Annotated in this window: 12 protein-coding genes; 1 reads left to right on the top strand and 11 read right to left on the bottom strand. The window is 70.7% G+C overall.

Annotated features, from left to right (window positions below):
• Position 1: 1 nt before the first annotated feature.
• Genes pbpC through AAG801_RS07155 form a run of 3 tightly spaced genes read right to left on the bottom strand, consistent with a single transcriptional unit; the run spans position 2 to position 9,606 of the window.
• Positions 2 to 2,116: a penicillin-binding protein 1C gene (gene pbpC, locus AAG801_RS07165; protein ID WP_341887805.1), complete on the bottom strand. Its 2,115-nt coding sequence runs from the start codon at positions 2,114 to 2,116 to the stop codon at positions 2 to 4.
• Positions 2,116 to 7,983, bottom strand: coding sequence for an MG2 domain-containing protein (locus AAG801_RS07160; RefSeq protein ID WP_341887804.1), 5,868 nt, complete (start codon positions 7,981 to 7,983; stop codon positions 2,116 to 2,118). Before AAG801_RS07160 ends, pbpC begins: the two co-directional genes overlap by 1 nt.
• A 54-nt stretch (positions 7,984 to 8,037) precedes the next feature.
• Entirely contained in the window at positions 8,038 to 9,606 is a 1,569-nt protein-coding gene (locus AAG801_RS07155) for a M48 family metalloprotease (RefSeq protein ID WP_341887767.1), read from the bottom strand.
• 79 nt (positions 9,607 to 9,685) lie between these two features.
• Between AAG801_RS07155 and moaC the strand changes: the two genes are divergently transcribed.
• Positions 9,686 to 10,168 carry a cyclic pyranopterin monophosphate synthase MoaC gene (moaC, locus tag AAG801_RS07150; protein WP_341887766.1) on the top strand — a complete coding sequence of 161 codons (483 nt, stop codon included), beginning with the start codon at positions 9,686 to 9,688 and terminating at the stop codon, positions 10,166 to 10,168.
• Positions 10,169 to 10,186: 18 nt separating this feature from the next.
• On the opposite strand, the gene AAG801_RS07145 is transcribed toward moaC, so the two are convergent.
• The 8 genes from AAG801_RS07145 to AAG801_RS07110 form a co-directional block, all read right to left on the bottom strand.
• Positions 10,187 to 11,929 carry a Wzy polymerase domain-containing protein gene (locus AAG801_RS07145; protein ID WP_341887765.1) on the bottom strand — a complete coding sequence of 581 codons (1,743 nt, stop codon included), beginning with the start codon at positions 11,927 to 11,929 and terminating at the stop codon, positions 10,187 to 10,189.
• Complete coding sequence (tfpZ, locus tag AAG801_RS07140; protein ID WP_341887764.1) at positions 11,929 to 12,699, bottom strand: TfpX/TfpZ family type IV pilin accessory protein; 771 nt, start codon at positions 12,697 to 12,699, stop codon at positions 11,929 to 11,931. The genes AAG801_RS07145 and tfpZ overlap by 1 nt, the downstream gene beginning before the upstream one ends.
• Positions 12,700 to 12,831: 132 nt before the next feature.
• On the bottom strand, positions 12,832 to 13,374 hold the full coding sequence (locus AAG801_RS07135; protein ID WP_341887763.1) for a pilin: 543 nt from the start codon (positions 13,372 to 13,374) through the stop codon (positions 12,832 to 12,834).
• Between the two features lie 237 nt (positions 13,375 to 13,611).
• Positions 13,612 to 14,397: a 3',5'-cyclic-nucleotide phosphodiesterase gene (locus tag AAG801_RS07130; RefSeq protein ID WP_341887762.1), complete on the bottom strand. Its 786-nt coding sequence runs from the start codon at positions 14,395 to 14,397 to the stop codon at positions 13,612 to 13,614.
• Positions 14,394 to 16,553: an adenylate/guanylate cyclase domain-containing protein gene (locus AAG801_RS07125; RefSeq protein WP_341887761.1), complete on the bottom strand. Its 2,160-nt coding sequence runs from the start codon at positions 16,551 to 16,553 to the stop codon at positions 14,394 to 14,396. The genes AAG801_RS07130 and AAG801_RS07125 overlap by 4 nt, the downstream gene beginning before the upstream one ends.
• Positions 16,554 to 16,584: 31 nt before the next feature.
• Complete coding sequence (locus tag AAG801_RS07120; RefSeq protein WP_341887760.1) at positions 16,585 to 17,256, bottom strand: FHA domain-containing protein; 672 nt, start codon at positions 17,254 to 17,256, stop codon at positions 16,585 to 16,587.
• Between the two features lie 56 nt (positions 17,257 to 17,312).
• Entirely contained in the window at positions 17,313 to 18,095 is a 783-nt protein-coding gene (locus AAG801_RS07115; protein ID WP_341887759.1) for a Stp1/IreP family PP2C-type Ser/Thr phosphatase, read from the bottom strand.
• A 66-nt stretch (positions 18,096 to 18,161) separates the two neighbouring features.
• On the bottom strand, positions 18,162 to 18,651 hold a 490-nt coding region (locus AAG801_RS07110), incomplete at its 5' end, for a protein kinase (protein WP_341887758.1).

The following is an 18,651-nucleotide window of genomic DNA, read 5'->3' as shown; positions in this document are numbered from 1 at the left end:
GTCAGCCTCCCGGACGAACCGGCACAGCGGCGCTCTTCAGCGTCGCGCCGCGCACCTCGAAGCGCACCGTCTGCAGCGTGCGCCCGCGTGCATCGAGCAGGCGCAGTTCGTGACGCCCCGGCCACGGCGCCCAGTGCAGCCTCGCGCCCTGGCCGAGGCGCCGGCCGTCGAGCACCCAGGTGCCCGCCTCGCCCTCGAAGATCATCTGCTGCGACTGCGGCGGGATGTCGGGGTCGAGCGCGAAGCGGCTGCCGTCTCGCGGGCTGGTGATTCCGAAGGGGCGAGCGGGCGTCAGCTGCGCTGTGGCTGCCAGCCTCGCCTGCTCGGTGCCAGCGAGGAAGAGTTCGTCGCGCGCCGCTTCGCGCTGACCATCGAACATCACTCGCTGCGCAACCACGCCGGCCGGCCGCCCCGGCGCACGCGAAGGCCTGCCCTCGTGCAGCCGCGTGACCAGTTCGCGCCAGATCGGCGCCGCGCCGCTGACGCCGGAGACCTGGTGCATCGGCGCGCCACTGGCGTTGCCGACCCACACGCCGACGGTGTAGCGGTCCGTGAAGCCGACGCACCAGTTGTCGCGCAGGTCCTTGCTGGTGCCAGTCTTCACTGCCGCGAAACCGCGTGTGGCGAGTGAACTCGCCAGGCCGAAGGTGCGTGCGCGCGCGGCGTCGTCGGCGAGGATGTCGACCACGAGATGGGTCGCGGCCGCATCGGCAATGCGTCGCTGCGCCACCTTCCCGCCGCGCAGCGACGGCGCGCTGTAGACACCGCCGTTGGCCAGCGTGCGGTAGGCGTTGGTCAAGGCGAGCAGCGTCACGTCGGCGCTGCCCAGCGCGAGCGCATGGCCGTGGTAGCCGCCCGACTCGGACAAGGCAAGGCCGAAGGCCTCGAGCCGCGCGAACAGCGCATCCGGCCCGAGCATCGCGCCCGCTCGCACGGCCGGCACGTTCAGGCTGTTGCCCAGCGCGCTGCGCACGCTGACCCAGCCCTTGAAGTCACGGTCGTAGTTCTGCGGCAGGTACAGGCCCGCGCTGGTGGCGATCTGCGCGGGCGAGTCGTCGAGCAGGCTGGCCGGCGTCAGCAGCCGGCGCTCGAAGGCGAGCTGGTAGACGAAGGGCTTGATCGTCGAGCCGGGCTGGCGGCGCGCGAGCACGCCGTCGACCTGCGCTGCGGCCGAACTCGCGCCGTTGGCACCGACCCAGGCGAGCACCGCGCCGCTGGTGTTGTCGAGCACGACGATGGCGCCGTCCTCGACATTGCGGCCGGACAGTTCCGCGAGCTGGCGGCGCAGCGTCGCGATGGCCAGGCGCTGCATGCCGGCATCGAGCGTGCTGCGCTGCACCGCCGGGCCGCGCGCATCGATCGCCTGGCGCGCGAAGTGCGGCGCGAGCTGCTCGCCCAGCGGCATGCCGCCGCGGCGCGCGAGTGCCGCCGCGGTGATCACTGGCAGGCCGTCGCAGCTCATCGACTGCTGTTGAAGCAGCTCGCAGGCGCGTTGCGCGACACGCTCGGGCGACGCATTCGGCGCGCGCACCAGCGCCGCGGCGATGGCTGCCTCGGTGTCGTCGAGTCCACTCGCGTGCTTGGCGAACAGGGTCTGCGACAAGGCGCTGATGCCGACCATCTCGCCGCGCAACGGCACCGAGTTGAGATAGGCCTCGAGGATCTGGCTCTTGGTCCAGGTGCGCTCGAGCTGTGTCGCGGTGATCGCCTGCCCGATCTTCTGCACCACGCTGCGCCCGCCCTCGGGCCGCGCCAGGCCGTCGTCGATCAGGCCGGCGAGCTGCATGGTCAGCGTCGAGGCGCCGCGCGTGCGCGTGTTCCACAGGTTGCCCCAGGCACTGGCCGCCACCGAGCGCCAGTCGACGCCGCTGTGTTCATGGAAGCGCTTGTCCTCGCTGAGCAGCAACGCGCGCAGCAGGGCGGGCGAGGTGTTCTCCAGCGGCAGCCAGGGCAGGCGGCGCACGTGGTCGTCCACGCGCAGCGTCTGCAGCGGCACGCCGTGGCGGTCGGTCAGCACGATGTCGCTGGGCCGGTGCGCGGCGCGCACCGCCTCGAAGCTCGGCACCGCCTGCGCCACCAGCGGCAGCGCGAGCAGCAGGCCGAGCCCCACACGCATCACGGCGCGACCTCCACCACCGCGTTCGGCACCTCGCCGAAGCTCTCCGGCGCGTACATCGCCTCGACTCGCGTCGGCGGCAGCGCGAAGCGGCCCGGGTTGTTCAGGCGCACGCTGTACTCGACCACGTGCTTGCCGCGCGGCAGGTACTGGTAGTAGCTGCGGAAGGCCTCGAAGCTGCGCTCTTCGTACGCGGCCCAGGCGGAGCCTTCGCGCTGCTCCCCGCGCGTGGCCAGCGCCGAATCCCGGCCCAGGCCGGAGCCGAGCAGCGTCGCACCGCCAGGCACCGGGTCGCTCACCACCACCCAGGTCATGTCCGACTGCGCGTCGATCTCCAGCCGCACGCGCATCACGTCGCCGCGCGACCAGCGGCCCTTCTCCTTCTGCTCGACGGCGCTGATGCTGCGCGTGATCGCATAGCCCGCGCGCAGCGGCGCCTTCAGCGGAATCGCCGCCAGGCTCTGCACCGTCAGCCAGGGCTTGCCGCTGCCATCGTGCTTGACGTTCAGCGTGCCGGCCGCGTCCGGCCAGGGCAGCAGCAGGCGGCCGCCCTCGGCACTGCGCGACCAGTCGATCGCCTGCGGCGCGGCACCGGTCGTCGCGGTGCTGAGGCCCGCGACCTTCTCCGCCTCGAACTTCGCGGCGAACTTGTCGAGCGCGAGCGAGCCCCACAGGTTGGCGGTCGTCGTCAGCCAGGCACCACGTTTCTGCCGCGCCAGGCTGCCGACCACCAGGCGCGGCAAGTCCTCCTTCCAGCCCGGTTCGTCGAGCGTGGCGAGGATCAGCCTCGCCGCGTTGGCATCGGCGCTGTCCATCAGCCACCACCAGAAGTCCTCCTCCTCGGTGGAGAAGCGCAGCGTCGTGCCAGCATATGTCAGGCGCGCGCGCAGGATCTGCTGCGCCTCCTCGATGCGCTTCGCCCGCTCGGGGATGCCGTCGACACGCTTGAGTACACCCAGCCAGTCGATCACCGCCGCGGTCGGCCACAGATTCGGGGTGACATTGACCGAGCCGAGCATCCGCGGCTGCGCGCGGCCGTGTCGCGACAGCGCTTCGATCGCGGCGATCTTGCGCACGTCCAGATCAGCGCGCGGCGACCAGAACTTGCGCTCGATGCGGCCCTCGACGAAGGCCGTGAGACCACCGAGCATCGCATCGCGTGCCGCCGGTGGCAGCGCGAAGCCGGCCTCGTGTGTCGCGGCGATCAGGTAGGCGGTGAGGCGGTCGCTGCCGCGGGCGCCGTCTTCGGCGCGCGGCGGAAAGTAGCTGGCCAGGCCGTCGCTGTCGAGGTATGTCGGCAGCACGTTGCCCACCTCGGTCCACAGCGCCGCATCGCGCAGGCCGACCGCCTTGGAGACCTTCTGCTCGAGGCAGGCGAACGGGTAGGTCTCGAAGAAGCGGCGCAGGCCCGGCAGCGCACCGGTGAGTTTCGGCTGCAGCGCCACCGCGACACCGCCGCGCTTCACGCCGGTCACCGGCAGCGCATCGGCCGGCGCGGCGATGGGCAGCGCGTACGCGCCATCGAGCTGCGCCAGCGTCGCCTGCAGCACGCGCACCGGCACCGCCGCGCTGACGAGCTGCGTCACCTTCAGCCGGTCCTTCGCCGCCCCGCCCTGCTCGTCGACCGCCGCTTCCCAGGCGATGCTGAAGGCCTCGGCCGGCACGTCGACCGGCCAGCTGAGCTCCTGCGCTGCACCCGGTGCGAGCGTGATCTCCTGCGGCGGCAGGTTCAGCGGCGTGCGCACGATCTCGGCCGCGCCACCGCTGTTCGCCGTACCCGCCAGCGTGGCGCGCAGCTTCATCGTGCGCGCCGTGGTGTTGCGCAGCGTCAGCATCGCGGCGAAGCGGTCGCCCTCGCGCACCAGCGGCGGCAGGCCGGAGAGCACCTGCAGGTCCTGCGTGACGCGGATGCTGGTGCTGCCGCTGCCGAAGCGCTGCACGCCTTCGTCGGCGATGGCGACGAGGCGGAAACTCGTCAGCGAATCGTTCAGCGGCACGTCGACCACGGCCTCGCCGTTGGCGTCCAGCGTCACGCGCGGCTGCCACACCAGCAGCGTGTCGAACAGCTCGCGCGCCCCGCCCTGGCCGCCGCCGCCGCCCGCTGCCACCGCCTTGCGGCCGTAGTGGCGCCGGCCGATGATCTCGCTCTGCCCGGTGGCCGTGCTCACGCCCCAGGCACGCTGGCGCAGCATCTGATGCAGCAGGTCCCACGACGCATTGCCGCGCAGCGCGAGCAGGCCTTCGTCGACCGCGGCGAAAGCCACCTCGGTGCCGGCCAGCGCTTGGCCCTCGTGCAGCACCTTGATGCGCGCCTTGGCCGTCTGGCGCACCGCGTACTGCGGCTGGTCCGCCACCACGCTGACCTTCAGCTCGTGCGCGGCCAGGCCGACCTGCAGCGCCGCCACGCCGAGCTTGAAAGCCGGCTTGGCAAGATCGACCATCGCGGTCGGCGCCTGGTAGTCGGGCCCCTCGTCGCGGAAGGCGCGCCACCACGCCACCGGCTGGCGCCAGCCCCAGGCGAAGAACGAATACCACGGCACCTCGCGGATGCGCCCGCGCAGCGCCAGTACGCTGACGTAGACGTTCGGCGCCCAGGCCTTGTCGATCTTGAGCTGAATGGTCGGGTCGTCGCCGCGAACGGTGACCACGCGACTCTCGATCACACCCTCGCGCTCGATGGCCAGCAGTGCCGTCGCCTCGCGGAACGGCATGCGCAGCTGCAGCGTCGCCGTCTCGCCCGGTTCGTAGCGCTTCTTCTCGGGCAGCAGGTCGATGCGGTCGTCGTTGTCCTGCGCGAACCACAGCTCGCCCTGCTTCGTCACCCACACGCCGGTGGCGGCCTGCGCGCTGCGGCCGGCGGCGTCCTTCGCGGTGACGATCAGCTCGACCTGCCCCGCGTTGTCGAGCGTCGCCTCGCAGGCGAGCTGGCCGCGATCGTCGCTCGTGCCGCTGCACAGCGTGCCGAGCTCCTTCAGCTCGGTGCGGTTGTCGTAGGCGTAGAAGCCGCCGACGATGCGCTTGCGCGTGCTGAAGGTCTGCGCCAGGCGCGCCTTGACCTCCAGCACCTGGCCCTTGATCGGCTTGCCGTTGGTGTCCAGCGCCAGCGCGGTCAACGCCATCTTGCCGCGCACGCTGGCCCAGGAGCTCGCACGGATGCCCGGCACCACTGCCGCCGGCCACAGGCGCAGCGTGGTCGACACCGTCTGCACCTCGCCGTTCGGGTCGGCATAGGTCAGCTCGGCAAGCAAGTCGCTCGGCCGCGCAATCTTCGGCAGTTCCTTCAGCGTGACGCTCGCGGCGCCCTGCCTGTCGGTGGTCAGCGCCAGCTTGTCGGCCACCAGCTTGCCTTCACCGCGTGGCGAGTCTTCGTCGTCGCCCGCCTCCGCTCGCGACAGATCCCGCGGCGGCGTGAAGCTGAAACCATCGAAGCCGTCGAAGAAGACCGAGCGCTCGCGCAGCAGCGCGCTGAGCTTGACGGGTGCATTGCCCATCGCCCCGCCGGAGAAGAAGTTCAGCTGCGCGGACAAGGGCAGCTCGCTCGGCGCGAACGGAATCTCCTTCGGCCCGGACAGCCGCGCATCGACCAGCGGCAGGCGGAACTCCTCGACGCGGAACTCGCCGCTGTCCCAGCTGCGCTGCTGGCGCTCGTCGCCCTGCGCTTTGCCCCCCGTGCGTTCGAGCACGATGCGGTAGCTGCCCAGCTTGGCGGCGGCCGGGATGTTCCAGCTCGACACCGCGCTGCGTGTGCCGCTCCATTGCAGCGGCTGGCTGAACTCCTGGCCGCTGCCCTCGTGCACGATCTTCAGCTGGTCGGGCAGCGCGTCGCTCGCCAGCAGGGCGAGGCCGGCCGAGGTCTCGGTGCGCAGGAAGTGCTTCATCGACACCGTCTCGCCGGCACGCAGCAGCGTGCGGTCGAGCACGCTGTGCGCGCGCACGTCGGGCGAGGTGTCGCTGGCCGTCGGGTGGTCGAAGCGCCACGGCTCGATGCCCTCCTGCCAGCTGCTGAAGACGAAGGCCATGTCGGTGGCGCCGCCGGCATCGGCCGGGTCTGTCTTTCGCGCCGTGACGAACAGGCCTTCGTCGGCCGGGCAATCGCCCATCGCGGCGGGCAGCGCCTGCGCGATGCGCGCCAGGCCGCTGGCGTCGGTGCGGCCGCGCCACAGCGAGGTGCCGCGGCAATCGTTCACCGCGACCTCGGCGTCCGCCACCGGCTTGCCGCGGTCCAGCGAGGTCACCCAGACCAGCGCGTTGTCGCGGCCATGCTTGAAGTGAACGCCGAGGTTGGTGGCCAGCACACCGGTGCGCACGTACATCGGCGCCTTCTTGTCGAGCAGGGAGGCGCCGAGGCGCTGAGACTCGATCTCGACGACGTGGAAGCCCGGCTCGGCCAACGGAACGCCGATCACCTCGAACGGCCGTGGGTCGCCACCGGCGAGCTGCGGCAGCTCGAGCCGCTTCGCCTGCGCGTCGCCGGCCAGCAGCGGCACCTCGCGCGTGGCGATCATGCGTTCGACCTTGCGCCTGACCACGCGGCCCTTGGCGTCGCGCTCCTCGACCGTGTCGAACCAGTCGCGCTCGGGCAGGCCGAGCTCCTTGGCCGTGAGCTGCGTCTCATGGTGACGGCGCAGCTTCGCGTACCAGGCGAGCACGTCCGCATCGCTGCTCAGGCGCCGCACACGCACCTGGCCACCGGCCGCCGCGGGGCGCAGGTCGCCCTGCACATGGCGCAGCGTCAGCGGCAGAACAGCGGCGGCACCATCACGAAGGCCCTCGCGCTCGACGATGCCGAAGGGCGCAGCGGCGAACTTGGCGATCGGCGGCGCGTCGCCAGTGGCGACTTTCAGCGGGAAGCTCGCCGAATTGGCCAGCGCGCGGCCAGCGCTGTCCTTGAGCCCGGCCGGCAGTTCGATCGTGAAGACGGCGTTCTCGGGCAGCGGCACGGGGAACTGGACCGACGACAGTTCCTCGGCCTTGTCGTCCTTGTCGAACTGCGGCGCGATGGCATTGCCGCTGGCCGGCTTGAGACGGATCTGTGCGGCCAGCGCGCGCGGCACCGGCGCGGAGAAGCCGACCGTCATCGGCCGGATCGGCAGGCACGGCGCCTCGGCACGTTCGCGCTCGCAGCTGAACTCGACCTGGAAGGAAGAACGAACGCGATAGTCGAAGCGTTGCTCGACGCTGGTCACCACCTTCGGGTTGGCCTGCGCGGCAATGCCGCGACCCCAGACGATGCGCAGGCGCACGTCGTTCGGCAGCGGGCGCTGGCAGGCCAGCAGCAGCGTGCGCTCGGCCAGCTTGTCGAGCCGGCGCGCCTTCAGCACCGCATCGCGCTCGGCGCCGGTCACGCTGCGCAGCGGCACGCGTTCGCCGATGCCTTCGATCTCGCACCAGGCGTTGGCGGCCACGCTTGCTGGCGTCGCCGCGCCGCTGAGCTGGGCGAGGAAGTGCTGGTCTTCCTCGATCGTGCTGCCCTGCCAGGGCTGAAGGTTCAGCACTGCCGGGCCACCGGTGCCGAAGCTGAACTCGCTGGCGCCGGTGAGCGTGCCGTCGAGCGGCTTCCAGCCCGGCTTCGCCTTCAGCGTGCAGCGCGCGCCGGGCGGCAGCGGCGCGGCGAAGTCGTACAGCCAGGTGCGGTCGTTGGCCCAGCGGCCGCTGCCGGTGGGCACCGGGCCTTCGCAGGCGAGCACCATCGGATCGGGCTGGCGCAGGTCGCCGAAGGGCACGACGGCCGCGCCGAAGCGCACCGTCACCTGGCGCACCTGCGCCACCTCACCACGCGGCGTGACGCCGGTGATGCTGGCCGCCTGGGCGAGCGAGCCGCTGACGATCGACAGCGCGAGCGCCGCAGCGCGTTGCAACGAAGCCACCTTCATCCCGCCCCCTGACCTTGTTCTGGTGCGGGGCAGTCTACGCGCGCAGGCTCAGCGCGCTTCGCGTTCCTCGGCGGCAAACGCGCGCTGCTGCGCCTGGATGTCGCGCAGTCGCGCGTCGATCACCGATGCCTCGATGAAGTCGGACGCATTGCCGGGGCGCACGAGGCGCTGGCCGGCACGCAGGCGGTCGACGGCGCCGCGCAGGTCGCCAACCGCATAGGCCGCCTCGCCCTCGGCGCGCAGCGCGCGCAAGGGCTGGCCCAGCCGCGGCCACAGCCGCGCGAGCTGCAACCAGGCCAGTGCGTCGCCGGGCTGTGTGGCCACGCGGGTCTGCAGGTCCTCGGCGCTGCGGCGCAGGGCCGCCTCGCCACCACCACCGGCCAGCGCCACCTCGGCGCTCATCATCATGACCGGCCGGCTGCCGTCGCCGGCCAGCGGCCGGATCGCCGCTTCGGCACCGGCCGCATCGTTGCGCGCCAGCAGCGCGTGCGCCTCGAGCATCGCCAGCCAGCGCGCAGCGCGTGGCTGCGGCCGCGCGGCATCGGCAAGCAGAGATTTCGCGCGGGCGATCGCACCATCGGCACGCGCCGTGTCGCGCAGCAGCACCGAGGCCAGCGCGCTGCTGTAGAGGTCGGCCAGGCGCTGGGCCGCCGCCAGGTCGCTGCGCGGCGAGTCCAGCGCCTGCCAGCGGCGCAGCGCGTCGACGCGCGTGTCCATCAGCACCCGGGCACGGGCCTGCGCGAGCACATGCTCGAAGCTGGCGCCATTCGGCCCCGGCGCGGGGCGGGCCTGGTTGGTGCCCAGCCGCGAGCGCGCCTCGCCGATGCGTTCGGTGGTCAGCGGGTGGCTGCGCAGGTAGGGGTAGCTACCGTTGTCGTTCAGCCGCGAGGCCTGGTCGAGCTTCTCGAACATGCTGGCCATGCCGGCCGCCGAGAAGCCGGCCTCGGTGAGCAGCTGGAAGCCGATGCGGTCGGCCTCGCGCTCCATGTCGCGCGAGAAGTTGAGCTGGCCCTGGATCGAGGCCGCCTGCCCGCCGGCGATCGCCGCGTTGGCGGCATCGGCGCTGCCGGCGCGGCTGGCGGCGATCACGCCAATGATCATCGCCGCCAGCCCGATCAGCGACTGCTTCTTGCTGTTGCTGACGCCGCGCGCGATGTGGCGCTGCGTGACGTGCGTGAGCTCGTGTGCGAGCACCGAGGCGAGCTCGTCTCGCGACGCGGTGATCGCGATCAGGCCGAGGTGCACGCCGACATAGCCGCCGGGCAGCGCGAAGGCGTTGACGCTGCGGTCGCGCACGAGAAAGGCCTCCCAGGTGAAGCGCGCGTCGATGTCCGGCGTGATGTGGCCGTCGCGGCGCGACTGCACGACCAGCGGCGACCACAGCGACTGCAGGTACTCGAGCAGCAGCGGGTCGTCGAAGTAGTCCGGGTCGCGACGGATCTCGCGCATGATCTGCTCGCCGATGCGGCGCTCGGTGGCCACGCCGAAGTCCTCCGTCGCGGCATCGCCGAGCGCGGGCAGGTTGTTCTGTGCCGACAGCGGCGCGGCCGGCAGCGCGAGGCTCGCGGCGCACAGCGCGGCCAGCCATCGGCGGGAGCGGGGAAGGGTCTTCGACACGTGGGTGTGGGCAGCCGCGAGGGTGGCGCCTGGAGCGTCGCTATCATGCCCCCGAAACGTTTCCGGCGTGTTTCCTGCCATGACCTCCCCGCTGACCCACTTCGACGCCCAAGGCCAGGCCCACATGGTCGACGTGTCGGCCAAGAGCGAGACCCATCGCATCGCGCGCGCCACCGGCAGCATCTGCATGCAGCCGGCGACGCTGGCGCTGATCGCCGGCGGCACGGCGAAGAAGGGTGACGTGATCGGCGTCGCACGCATCGCCGCGATCCAGGCGGCCAAGCGCACCTCGGAGCTGATCCCGCTGTGCCATCCGCTGCCGATCACGCGCGTGGCGGTGGAGTTCGAGCTCGACGAGGCCACGAGCAGTGTGCGCTGCACGGCGCAGGTCGAGACACTCGGCCGCACCGGCGTCGAGATGGAGGCGCTGACCGCGGTGCAGGTCGGCCTGCTGACCGTCTACGACATGTGCAAGGCGGCCGACCGCGGCATGGTGATGGACGGCATCCGCGTGCTCGAGAAGCACGGCGGCAAGAGCGGCGACTGGATCGCCACGCCCTGACCGCCACGGCGACCCCGCTCAGCGGAAGTCGCTGAACTCGTAGCGCCGTTGCGGCGCCTCGCACTGGAACGGCGCCGCGCCATCCGCCGGCACGGGCTTCGCGCAGGCGGCAAAGAAGTCGTCGGCCAGCGGATTGCGGAACTCGCGCAGCCGCGCCGCCAGGTGGCGCGCCTTGTCGGTCTGGCCGGTCTCGTCGAGTGCCGTCGCCCAGGCGATCATGATGCGGGTGTCGAGCAGGTAGTGCGGCGCCCGCGCGAAAGAGGCCATCTCCTGCGACGGACGTTCGGCGGTGGTGGCCGCGGCGTAGTCCGCATGGTGGCCGAAGAACCAGCTGCCCCGTCCCTCGTGGATGCGCAGTGCCAGCGGCGTGGCGTCCGCCGGCGGCGCGAAGATCACCACCACGCGGCGGAAGTCGTACAGCGAAGCTGCACCTGCCAGCAGCAGCGCCGTCGCGGCGAGCAGCCACGGACTGCGGCGTGAAGGCGCCCCGGCCCGTGGCGCCGCTGCGCGCGCTGGCGCCCCGCCACCGAGCGCGATGCCGAAGGCGAATGCCGCCGGCAGCAGGAAGTAGGCGTACCACAGCGGGTACTCCAGCAGGCTGTGCAGCGAGATCATCAGCACCATCGCCAGCGCCGCGCGGCGCGCGCGCAGGTCGTCGACGTCGCCTTCGCCGGCCAGCCACCAGGCACGCCACAGCGCCGCCAGCAGCAGCACGGTCACCAGCGTCGCCAGCGGCAGGCCCAGTTCGACGGCGAGTTGCAGCGGCAGGTTGTGCGTGTGGTCGAAGAAGGCGGTCGGCCGGCCGGGAAAGGGCGTCAGCGACCAGGCGAAGTTGAACTCGCCGAAGCCGACCCCGGCCCAGGGATGGGCGGCGATCAAGGCCAGCGTGTTGGCCCAGATGCCGAAGCGCGAGCTGGAGATGTCGGACTTCTGCAGCTGCACCTCGCCGCCGAACACCGCGTTGTGCTGGTGGGCGATCGCAGCGACCGCGAAGTAGATCGCCGCATAGGCCAGCGGCACGAGCCACAGCTGCACCCGCGTGCGGCGCGACAGGCGGCGGTCGGTGATGCCCCACAGCGCGAGCAGCGCGGCGCCCAGCATGCCGGTGCGCGAGGCGGTGAGGACGACGCCGGCCAGCAGCAGCAGCAGGGCGGCCGTCGCCGGCCAGCGCGGCACGCGGTCACTCTCGGCGAGCCAGACCGTGGCGATCATGGCCCACAGCAGCAGACTGCACAGGTGGTTGGGCTGGCGCAGATTGCCGACGGCGCGGTCGCCCAGCGAGCTGATCGCGATCCAGTCGCCATCGGCCCAGGCCGGCAGGTAGACCTGCAGCAGCCCGATCAGTGCGCTGGCGATGCCGGCGGCAAGCAGCGCGACGCAGAAAGCCGCGAAGGCCTGTTCACCGAGACCGGCACGCTGCAAGGCCACCGCGACGGTCGCGGTCAGCAGCGCCGCCGCAACGAGGCCGGCCGCCGGCAGCGACAGCGTGGATGGCAGGCCGGTCCACAACGGCGAGGCGAGCGCCGCCGTGGCCAGCAGCGCGAGCGCGGCGAACAGGGCCAGCGCGCCACGGTCCAGCCCGGACAGCGCTCGCGCCGGGATCGGCAGCGCCAGCAGCATCAGCCACAGCCCCCAACCGATCAGCGACGCCGCCTGGTTGAGGAAGGTGGCCGAGGGCGGGACGTTGAACGCGATCAGCGCAGGCGCGGCGATCGCGGCGGCGGCGGCGGCCGTCCAAGCGGCGGGCGGTGCGGCCCGCATCAGAAGAACCCGTCGACCGCGAGGAACGTCGCGATGTCTCCCTTCGGATCGAGAATGGCGACCCAGTCGCCGCGCGCCATCACCGGCAGGAAGCGCGCTTGCACCGATAGACCTCGCGCTGCAAGTGCTGAATTGATCTCGCCCACCCGCGCTGGGTAGCGCTCCAGTAACACACTGATCGGGCGCCCCCCCTTCAGCGCTGCATCACGCGAGGTCTCGTACGGCGCCCAGAAGATGGGACGCTGGCCCATGTCGTAGCCCTTGTCTAGCGCCATCAACAGCGCGTCCGTCTTCTCGGCGCCGGCCTGCGCATTGCGCACAGACAGAGTCCATGGGCCCGTCAGCGGCAGCTTCCGGTATTCGGGACGTGCCTTGGCAAGTTCCGGCTCATAGACGTCCACGGCGCTGACAACGCGGAATCGATCGACCTCGAAGACGATGGCCACCGGGCGGGCGGCGTAGACGGCGTGCAGCCCGTACGCCAGCGCCGACAACTGCAGCACACCGATCACGGCGAGGTCGCGCCGCAGGTGCGGCCAGCCCTTGGAACGATTGAACACGGCAAAGGTCAGCAGCGGGCCAAGCACCACGTCGACACTGACCACCAGCAGGAAAAGGCCTTGCCCGCCCGCTAGCAATCTGAAGGCATCTGGATACCAGAGGCCAAAGACCAGCGCGGCAGCGATCAAGGCGATAGCCGCCGAAATCAGCAGGTGCCATCCGGCGGCGACAAAGCGATCCTTGACGGAGGAAACCCGGGTGTCATTCATGGGTCGAGAAGTGTAGAGGTGCCACCATCGACGCGAGGCCATCCCGAAACGAAAGCGGCGTACCCGAAGGCACGCCGCTCTCTCTCGGAGACCCACGGGCCCGGCCCGCGAATCTCGCCTTTAGGTCAAGCCTTAGACCGCGCCACGGCACTGGGTCGGGGCGTAACGGGCCAGCAGCGTGCCCGTGGTCCCGACGGCGAACGTGGAACCAGCGCTCTTGCAGTGCCAGTCGATGTTGCCCGATGCGTTGCCTGCGCCCAGCGCGACGCCGCCGATGGTCGGCACCAAGGTCAGGGTACGCTCAGCAGCGAGCAATTGCGGAATGCCGGTGGCGGTGTTGTCGTACGTGACCGTGATTTCGCCAGTAGCAACGGCGATGCCCACAGACGAAACGTTCTTCGTCACGATGAAGCACCAAAAATCGGTGTTGACGCAGGCGGCCGCGTTGGCGGCGGCGGTGGTCTGCGTGGCACCGGCGGGGAAGCCACCGTTGGCGCCGAACTGCTCGGTCACGACCGTCTTAGCACCGTTAGCCTGGGCCAGACCTTCCGTGACTTTCGAGCGGATCGTGTAGTCCTGGTAAGCCGGCAGCGCAACGGCGGCCAGGATGCCGATGATCGCCACGACGATCATCAGTTCGATGAGGGTGAAACCTTGCTGGATATGACGCTTCATTAAGAACTCCTGAGGGTTGGGAGAGGACACGGCCTCCTAGATGCGAAGGGCGTGCCACCGGGAACAGCTCGAAAATCTGTGAAATGCAGCCAGAAGGCTGACGCAAACAGTCACAGACCGCGGACTCGGCAGACCGGCCGGGTCACGACTGACGCAAATGGTCACCCGTTTCCGTCAGCCGCGCTCCAATGAAAAACGGGCCCGAAGGCCCGCATTTCTCGCCGTTTGCCAAGCCTGTCACGGGCTGCCGAGAGCCATCGTCTGGCCTGCGGCGAGGGCGCGAATGCGGTGACTGCTGGCCAGCTTGCCGACCTCGCTCATCACCGCTTCCATCTCACCGGGCTTGATGTGCGTGATGTGCACCTCGACGCTGCCGGGCAGCTGTGCCAGCTCGTGGCCCAGTGCGGCCGGGCAGAGGTGGCGGCTGATGTAGGCGAGCTGGCGCTCTTCGTCGCTGAACGCGGTCTCGATCACCAGGTGGGCGATCTTCATGTGGCGCAGGCGCATCCACAGTGAAGGGTTCGGGCCGGTGTCGCCGGTATAGACCCACCACCCGGCCTCGCCGCCATCGACCGCGAAGCCGCAGGCCGGCACGGTGTGCGAGGCGGTGATCACCTCGATGCGCTTGTCGCCGAGCTTGAGCAGGTCGCCGATCGCGAAGGGCATGAGCTGCAGCACCGGGTGCTCGGCGCTGGGCAGGCGCGTGAAGTCGGGCCAGATCACGCCGTTGAAGATGTGCGCGCGCAGCGCCGCCAGTGTCTCTGGCAGCGCATGCACCTGGATCGGCCCGCGGCCGGCGGCGCGCCGCGCGCGCATCACGCTGTCGGCCAGCAGGCCGATGGCCAGCACGTGGTCGAGGTGCGAGTGGCTGATCAGGATGTGCTCGATGCGCGCCAGCGCCTCGAGCGGCAGGTCGCCGACGCCGGTGCCCGCGTCGATCAGCACGTCGTTGTCGCAGAGAAAGGCCGTGGTCCTGCAGCCGGCAGCGATGGCGCCGGAACAGCCGAGGACGGTGAAGATCATTTGCTGTCGAATGTGCGGGTGCCGTCCCAGCCTGGCGGCTCGGGATGGCTGGACCAACGGGCGATGCGCTCGCCCAATTGACTGTACAGGGCGCTGAACGGGGACTCGCCGAAGCTGTTTCTCAATGCTTCGAGCGAAGTCAGTGCCTGCTCGGCATCTTGCTGGCGGTAATGTGTCAGCGCAAGCTGCCAAAGTCGCACTTCCTCGGCAATCTGCTCGCGGCGTGGCGGATCCGCCGGAAGCGGCGTGAAAAGTGTCACGGCCTGCTGTTTGCCCTTGACGCGGACGCGGTCGACCTCGATCAGCGGTAGACGCTCGCCGATCGCTGCGCGCGTGCTCTCGCCGACCACGATGTCGACGCCGTAGACCCGCGTCAGCGCCTCGATGCGCGAGGCGAGGTTCACCGCGTCACCCATCACCGTGTAGCTGCGGCGGATGTCCGAGCCCATGTCGCCGACGCACACCAGGCCGCTGTTGATGCCGATCCCGAGGCCGATCTCGGGCAGGCCGCGTTCACGCAGTTCGCGATTGAGTTCGACCATGCGCGCGGTCATCGCCAGCGCCGCCTGCACGGCGTGCAGCGCGTGGTTGGGGTCGGCCACCGGCGCACCCCAGAAGGCCATGATGGCGTCGCCGATGTACTTGTCCAGCGTGCCGCGGTGGGCGCGGATCTCCTGCGTCATCGCGGTGAAGAAGCGGTTGACCAAGGCTCGCAGTTCTTCGGGCGGCAGCGACTCGGAGACGCGCGTGAAGTTGCGCATGTCGCAGAACATCACGGTGAGCACGCGGTTCTCGGCCTGCATGCCGTAGCGCTGCGGGTCGCGCGCCATCTGCGCCACCAGCTCCGGCGGCACGTAGGTGCCGAACAGCCGCGCCAGCGAGCGCCGCCGTGCGCCTTCGGCCACGTAGCCCCAGCCGGTGATGCCAAGGTAGACCAGCGCGGTGAGCAGCAGTGCCGAGGCCAGCGGCAGCGCCAGTGCGTGGCGGCGGTACAGCCACTGGTCGAGCGCGACCAGCGCGAGACCGAGTGCCAGCGTGAGGCCGATGGCGGCGAGTGCACGCAGCCGCGGCAGAGCCAGTGCGAGCAGCGCGGCCACGGCGATCAGCTGCGCGACCTCGTAGCCACGCGACCAGTCCGGCGCCAGCGGGCCGCGCCCGTCGAGCAGGCCCGAGAGCAGGTTCGCATGCACCTCGACGCCCGGATACACCGCCGCCACCGGCGTGCTGCGCAGATCGAACACGCCCGGCGCGCTGGAGCCCACCAGCACCAGCTTGCCGGCCAGTGTGCCGGCGGCGACGCGGCCGTCGAGCAGATCGCCGGCCGAGACATAGTCGAACGAGCCTCCGCCAGGCCCGCCCGGCCCACGGTAGGGCACGCGCACGGCGCCGCGCGCATCGAGCGCAATGCGCAGCGTCTGCGCCCCCTGAACCAGTTCCAACGCGGCCAGAACGCCTTGCTCGCCCTCGCCAGGCACGGCCGGCAACACCGGCCGCACGGCAGGCGAGCCGCTGTACAGGCGCAGCATCGCCAGGGTCAGCGACTCGCGGTGGCCACCAGCGACCTCGGCCACCAGCGGCACGCTGCGCAGCACGCCGTCGTCATCGGGCAGGGCGTTGAAGAAGCCCGCGGCCGGTGCCGCAGCCGCCAGCGGCGCGAGGTTGGCGGCGTGGCCGCGCCAGCGCGTGACGGCGATGCGCCGGCCGCCGAGCGCGGCGGCATCGAACAGCGGCGGCGGCAGCACGCCGACCGACCGCGCGGCGGGGCCGTCGGAGAGGAAGTAGCCCAGCACCGCCGGCCGGCCGGCGAGCGCACGCGCCAGCGCGGCATCGCCCGCCTCGGGCTCGGCAAACACCATGTCGAAGCCGACCACCGCCGCGCGCTGGCGCACGAACAGCTCCTCGGCCAGCGCAGCGATGCGCTCGCGCGGCCACGGCCAGCGGCCGACACGGGCGAGGCTGGCATCGTCGATGTCGACGATGACGATGCGCGCATCGTGCGTGCGCGGCATGGCCGCCCGCAGCCGCGCATCGTCGATGGCGAGGTCGAGCTGGTGCAGCACCCGCAGCGGCACGAGGCCGCTGGCATGCATCAGGGACAGGGCGAGTGCGAGGAGCAGCAGGGCCCAGCGCAGCAGGCGCAGCGCGCCGGGTGTCATGCGCAGCGGCGCCGCCTGCGCGTTGCGCGCGTCAGGCCTGGACGAACTGCATCTGGGTGCCGGCGAGTTCGACCACGTCGCCGTTCTTCAGCTGCACGGTCTCGCCGGTGACCGGGCTGCCGTTGACCGTCGGGCGCAGCGCACCCTCGACGTGGGCGAGCACGTAGCCACCCGGGCGCTTGGTGATCGAGGCCACCTGCACGCCGGGCTTGCCGACGGTGGTGACGACCTTGGTGAGCATGACCTCGCGGCCGGCCGCCGCGCCGTTGAGCACCTTGATCGAGGCCGGGCCGGAGCCGCCACCCAGTGAACCGAAGCCCGAGGCGCCGAAGCCGCCCGTCGGAGCATAGGCCGGCGCCGTGGCGGGGGGCGCCGAGCCGGGCTTCATGATCATCGTCTTCTCGTAGTCGGTGCCGTCCTCGACCAGGTACTTGATCTTGTACTTGCCGATCTCGACGGTGTCGTTGTGGCTGAGCAGCTGCTTCTTGACCGCCTTGCCGTTGATGTAGGTGCCATTGGTGCTGTTGAGGTCTTCGATGAAGACGTCGGCGCCGACCATCTGCAGCACGGCGTGCTCGCCGCTGACGGCCAGGTTGTCGATCACGATGTCGTTGTACGGACGCCGACCAAGGGTCGTCTTGTCCTTGGTGATCTGCACCTCCTTGATCACCACCCCGTCCAGCGAAACGACCAGCTTGCCCATGCTCGTGTCCTCGTGATCTCTGTGTTCTGTGTTCTAGATCCGCCACCGAGACGCCATCAGCGCCGGAACGGCCACCACGATCGCGCTGGGCCAGCCGGTCCGCGCACCCTGGCCAGTACGACGGAGATATTATCCTTTCCGCCTGCGTCGTTGGCGGCATCGACCAGCGCCGTGGCCACTTCGCCCAGGACGTCGCTGGTCTGCAACAGCTGCGAGATACTCTCGTCATCGAGCATGTCGGACAGTCCGTCCGAGCACAGCAGGTACATGTCGCCGGGCAGCACGTCGTGCAGGTGGGTCTCGAGAAGCACCGTGTCCTCGACACCGACGGCGCGCGTCACCAGGTTCTTGTTCGACGAGAAGGCAGCCTGTTCGGCGGTGATCAGCCCGGAATCGATCTGCTCCTGCAGCAGAGAGTGGTCGTGGGTGATCTGCGCGAGGCGGCCGCCGCGCAGCCGGTAGCCGCGCGAGTCGCCGACATGGCCCATCAGCAGCCGGCCCTCGCGAAAGACGCCGACGACCAGCGTCGTGCCCATGCCGGCGTACTGCGGGTTGGAGTTGGCCGCGTTGAAGATCGCCCGGTTGGCGTTGTCCACGCAGATGTCCATCGCGCGGCGCACGTCGGTGTCGGAGGCGTTGTCCGAGGCCTCGGACAGCCAGCGGCCGAGCTCGCTCTTGATGAACGAGGTGGCCATGCCGCTGGCGACTTCGCCGGCGTTGTAGCCGCCCATGCCGTCGGCCAGCACGATCAGCGCCGAGCCCTCGTCGACGGCGACCGAGTCTTCGTTGTTGTTGCGTGCCCGGCCCGTGTCGGTCGCGCTGAAGAACTCCAGGGTCATGGTCGGTTCGGAATCGGGCAATGGCATGGGTCGCTGTGGCCGTTGTTCTGCGCCCGGCGCAGGTTGTCACGACCCGGAATTGTGCCTCGGTTCCACGGGTGGAAACGTCACGGTTTTCTCGAACGCGTCGGCGGGCACCGGTTCGGGTGGGGCGGGCGCGAGCATCGCGGCGGCCACCATGCGCAGGTCCTGCGCCATCTGCACGCCGTCGGCATAGCGCATCTCGGGGCGCTTTTCGAGAGCCAGCGCGACCACGTCGGCCAGCGCTGCGGGCAGCTCCGGTCGCAGCGTGCGCACATCCGGCGCGGGCTCGTTGACGATCTGCCGCATCAGTTCGGCCATCGAGGCGCCCTCATGCGGCAGGCGGCCGGTGAGCAGTTGGAACAGCGCGACGCCGAGCGAGTAGAGGTCGCTGCGCCCGTCGGCGTGGCGGCCCGCCATCTGCTCGGGCGACATGAACGACGGCGTGCCCAGCACGAGCCCGGTGCGGGTGCGGCTGGCGTCGTCCAGCCGCGCCACGCCGAAGTCCATCACCTTCACCAGCGATCCGGCCGGA

It is taken from the genome of Variovorax sp. YR752 (assembly GCF_943372545.1).
Note: the sequence above shows the minus strand (reverse complement) of the source record. Positions and strands in the feature narration are given on the sequence as shown.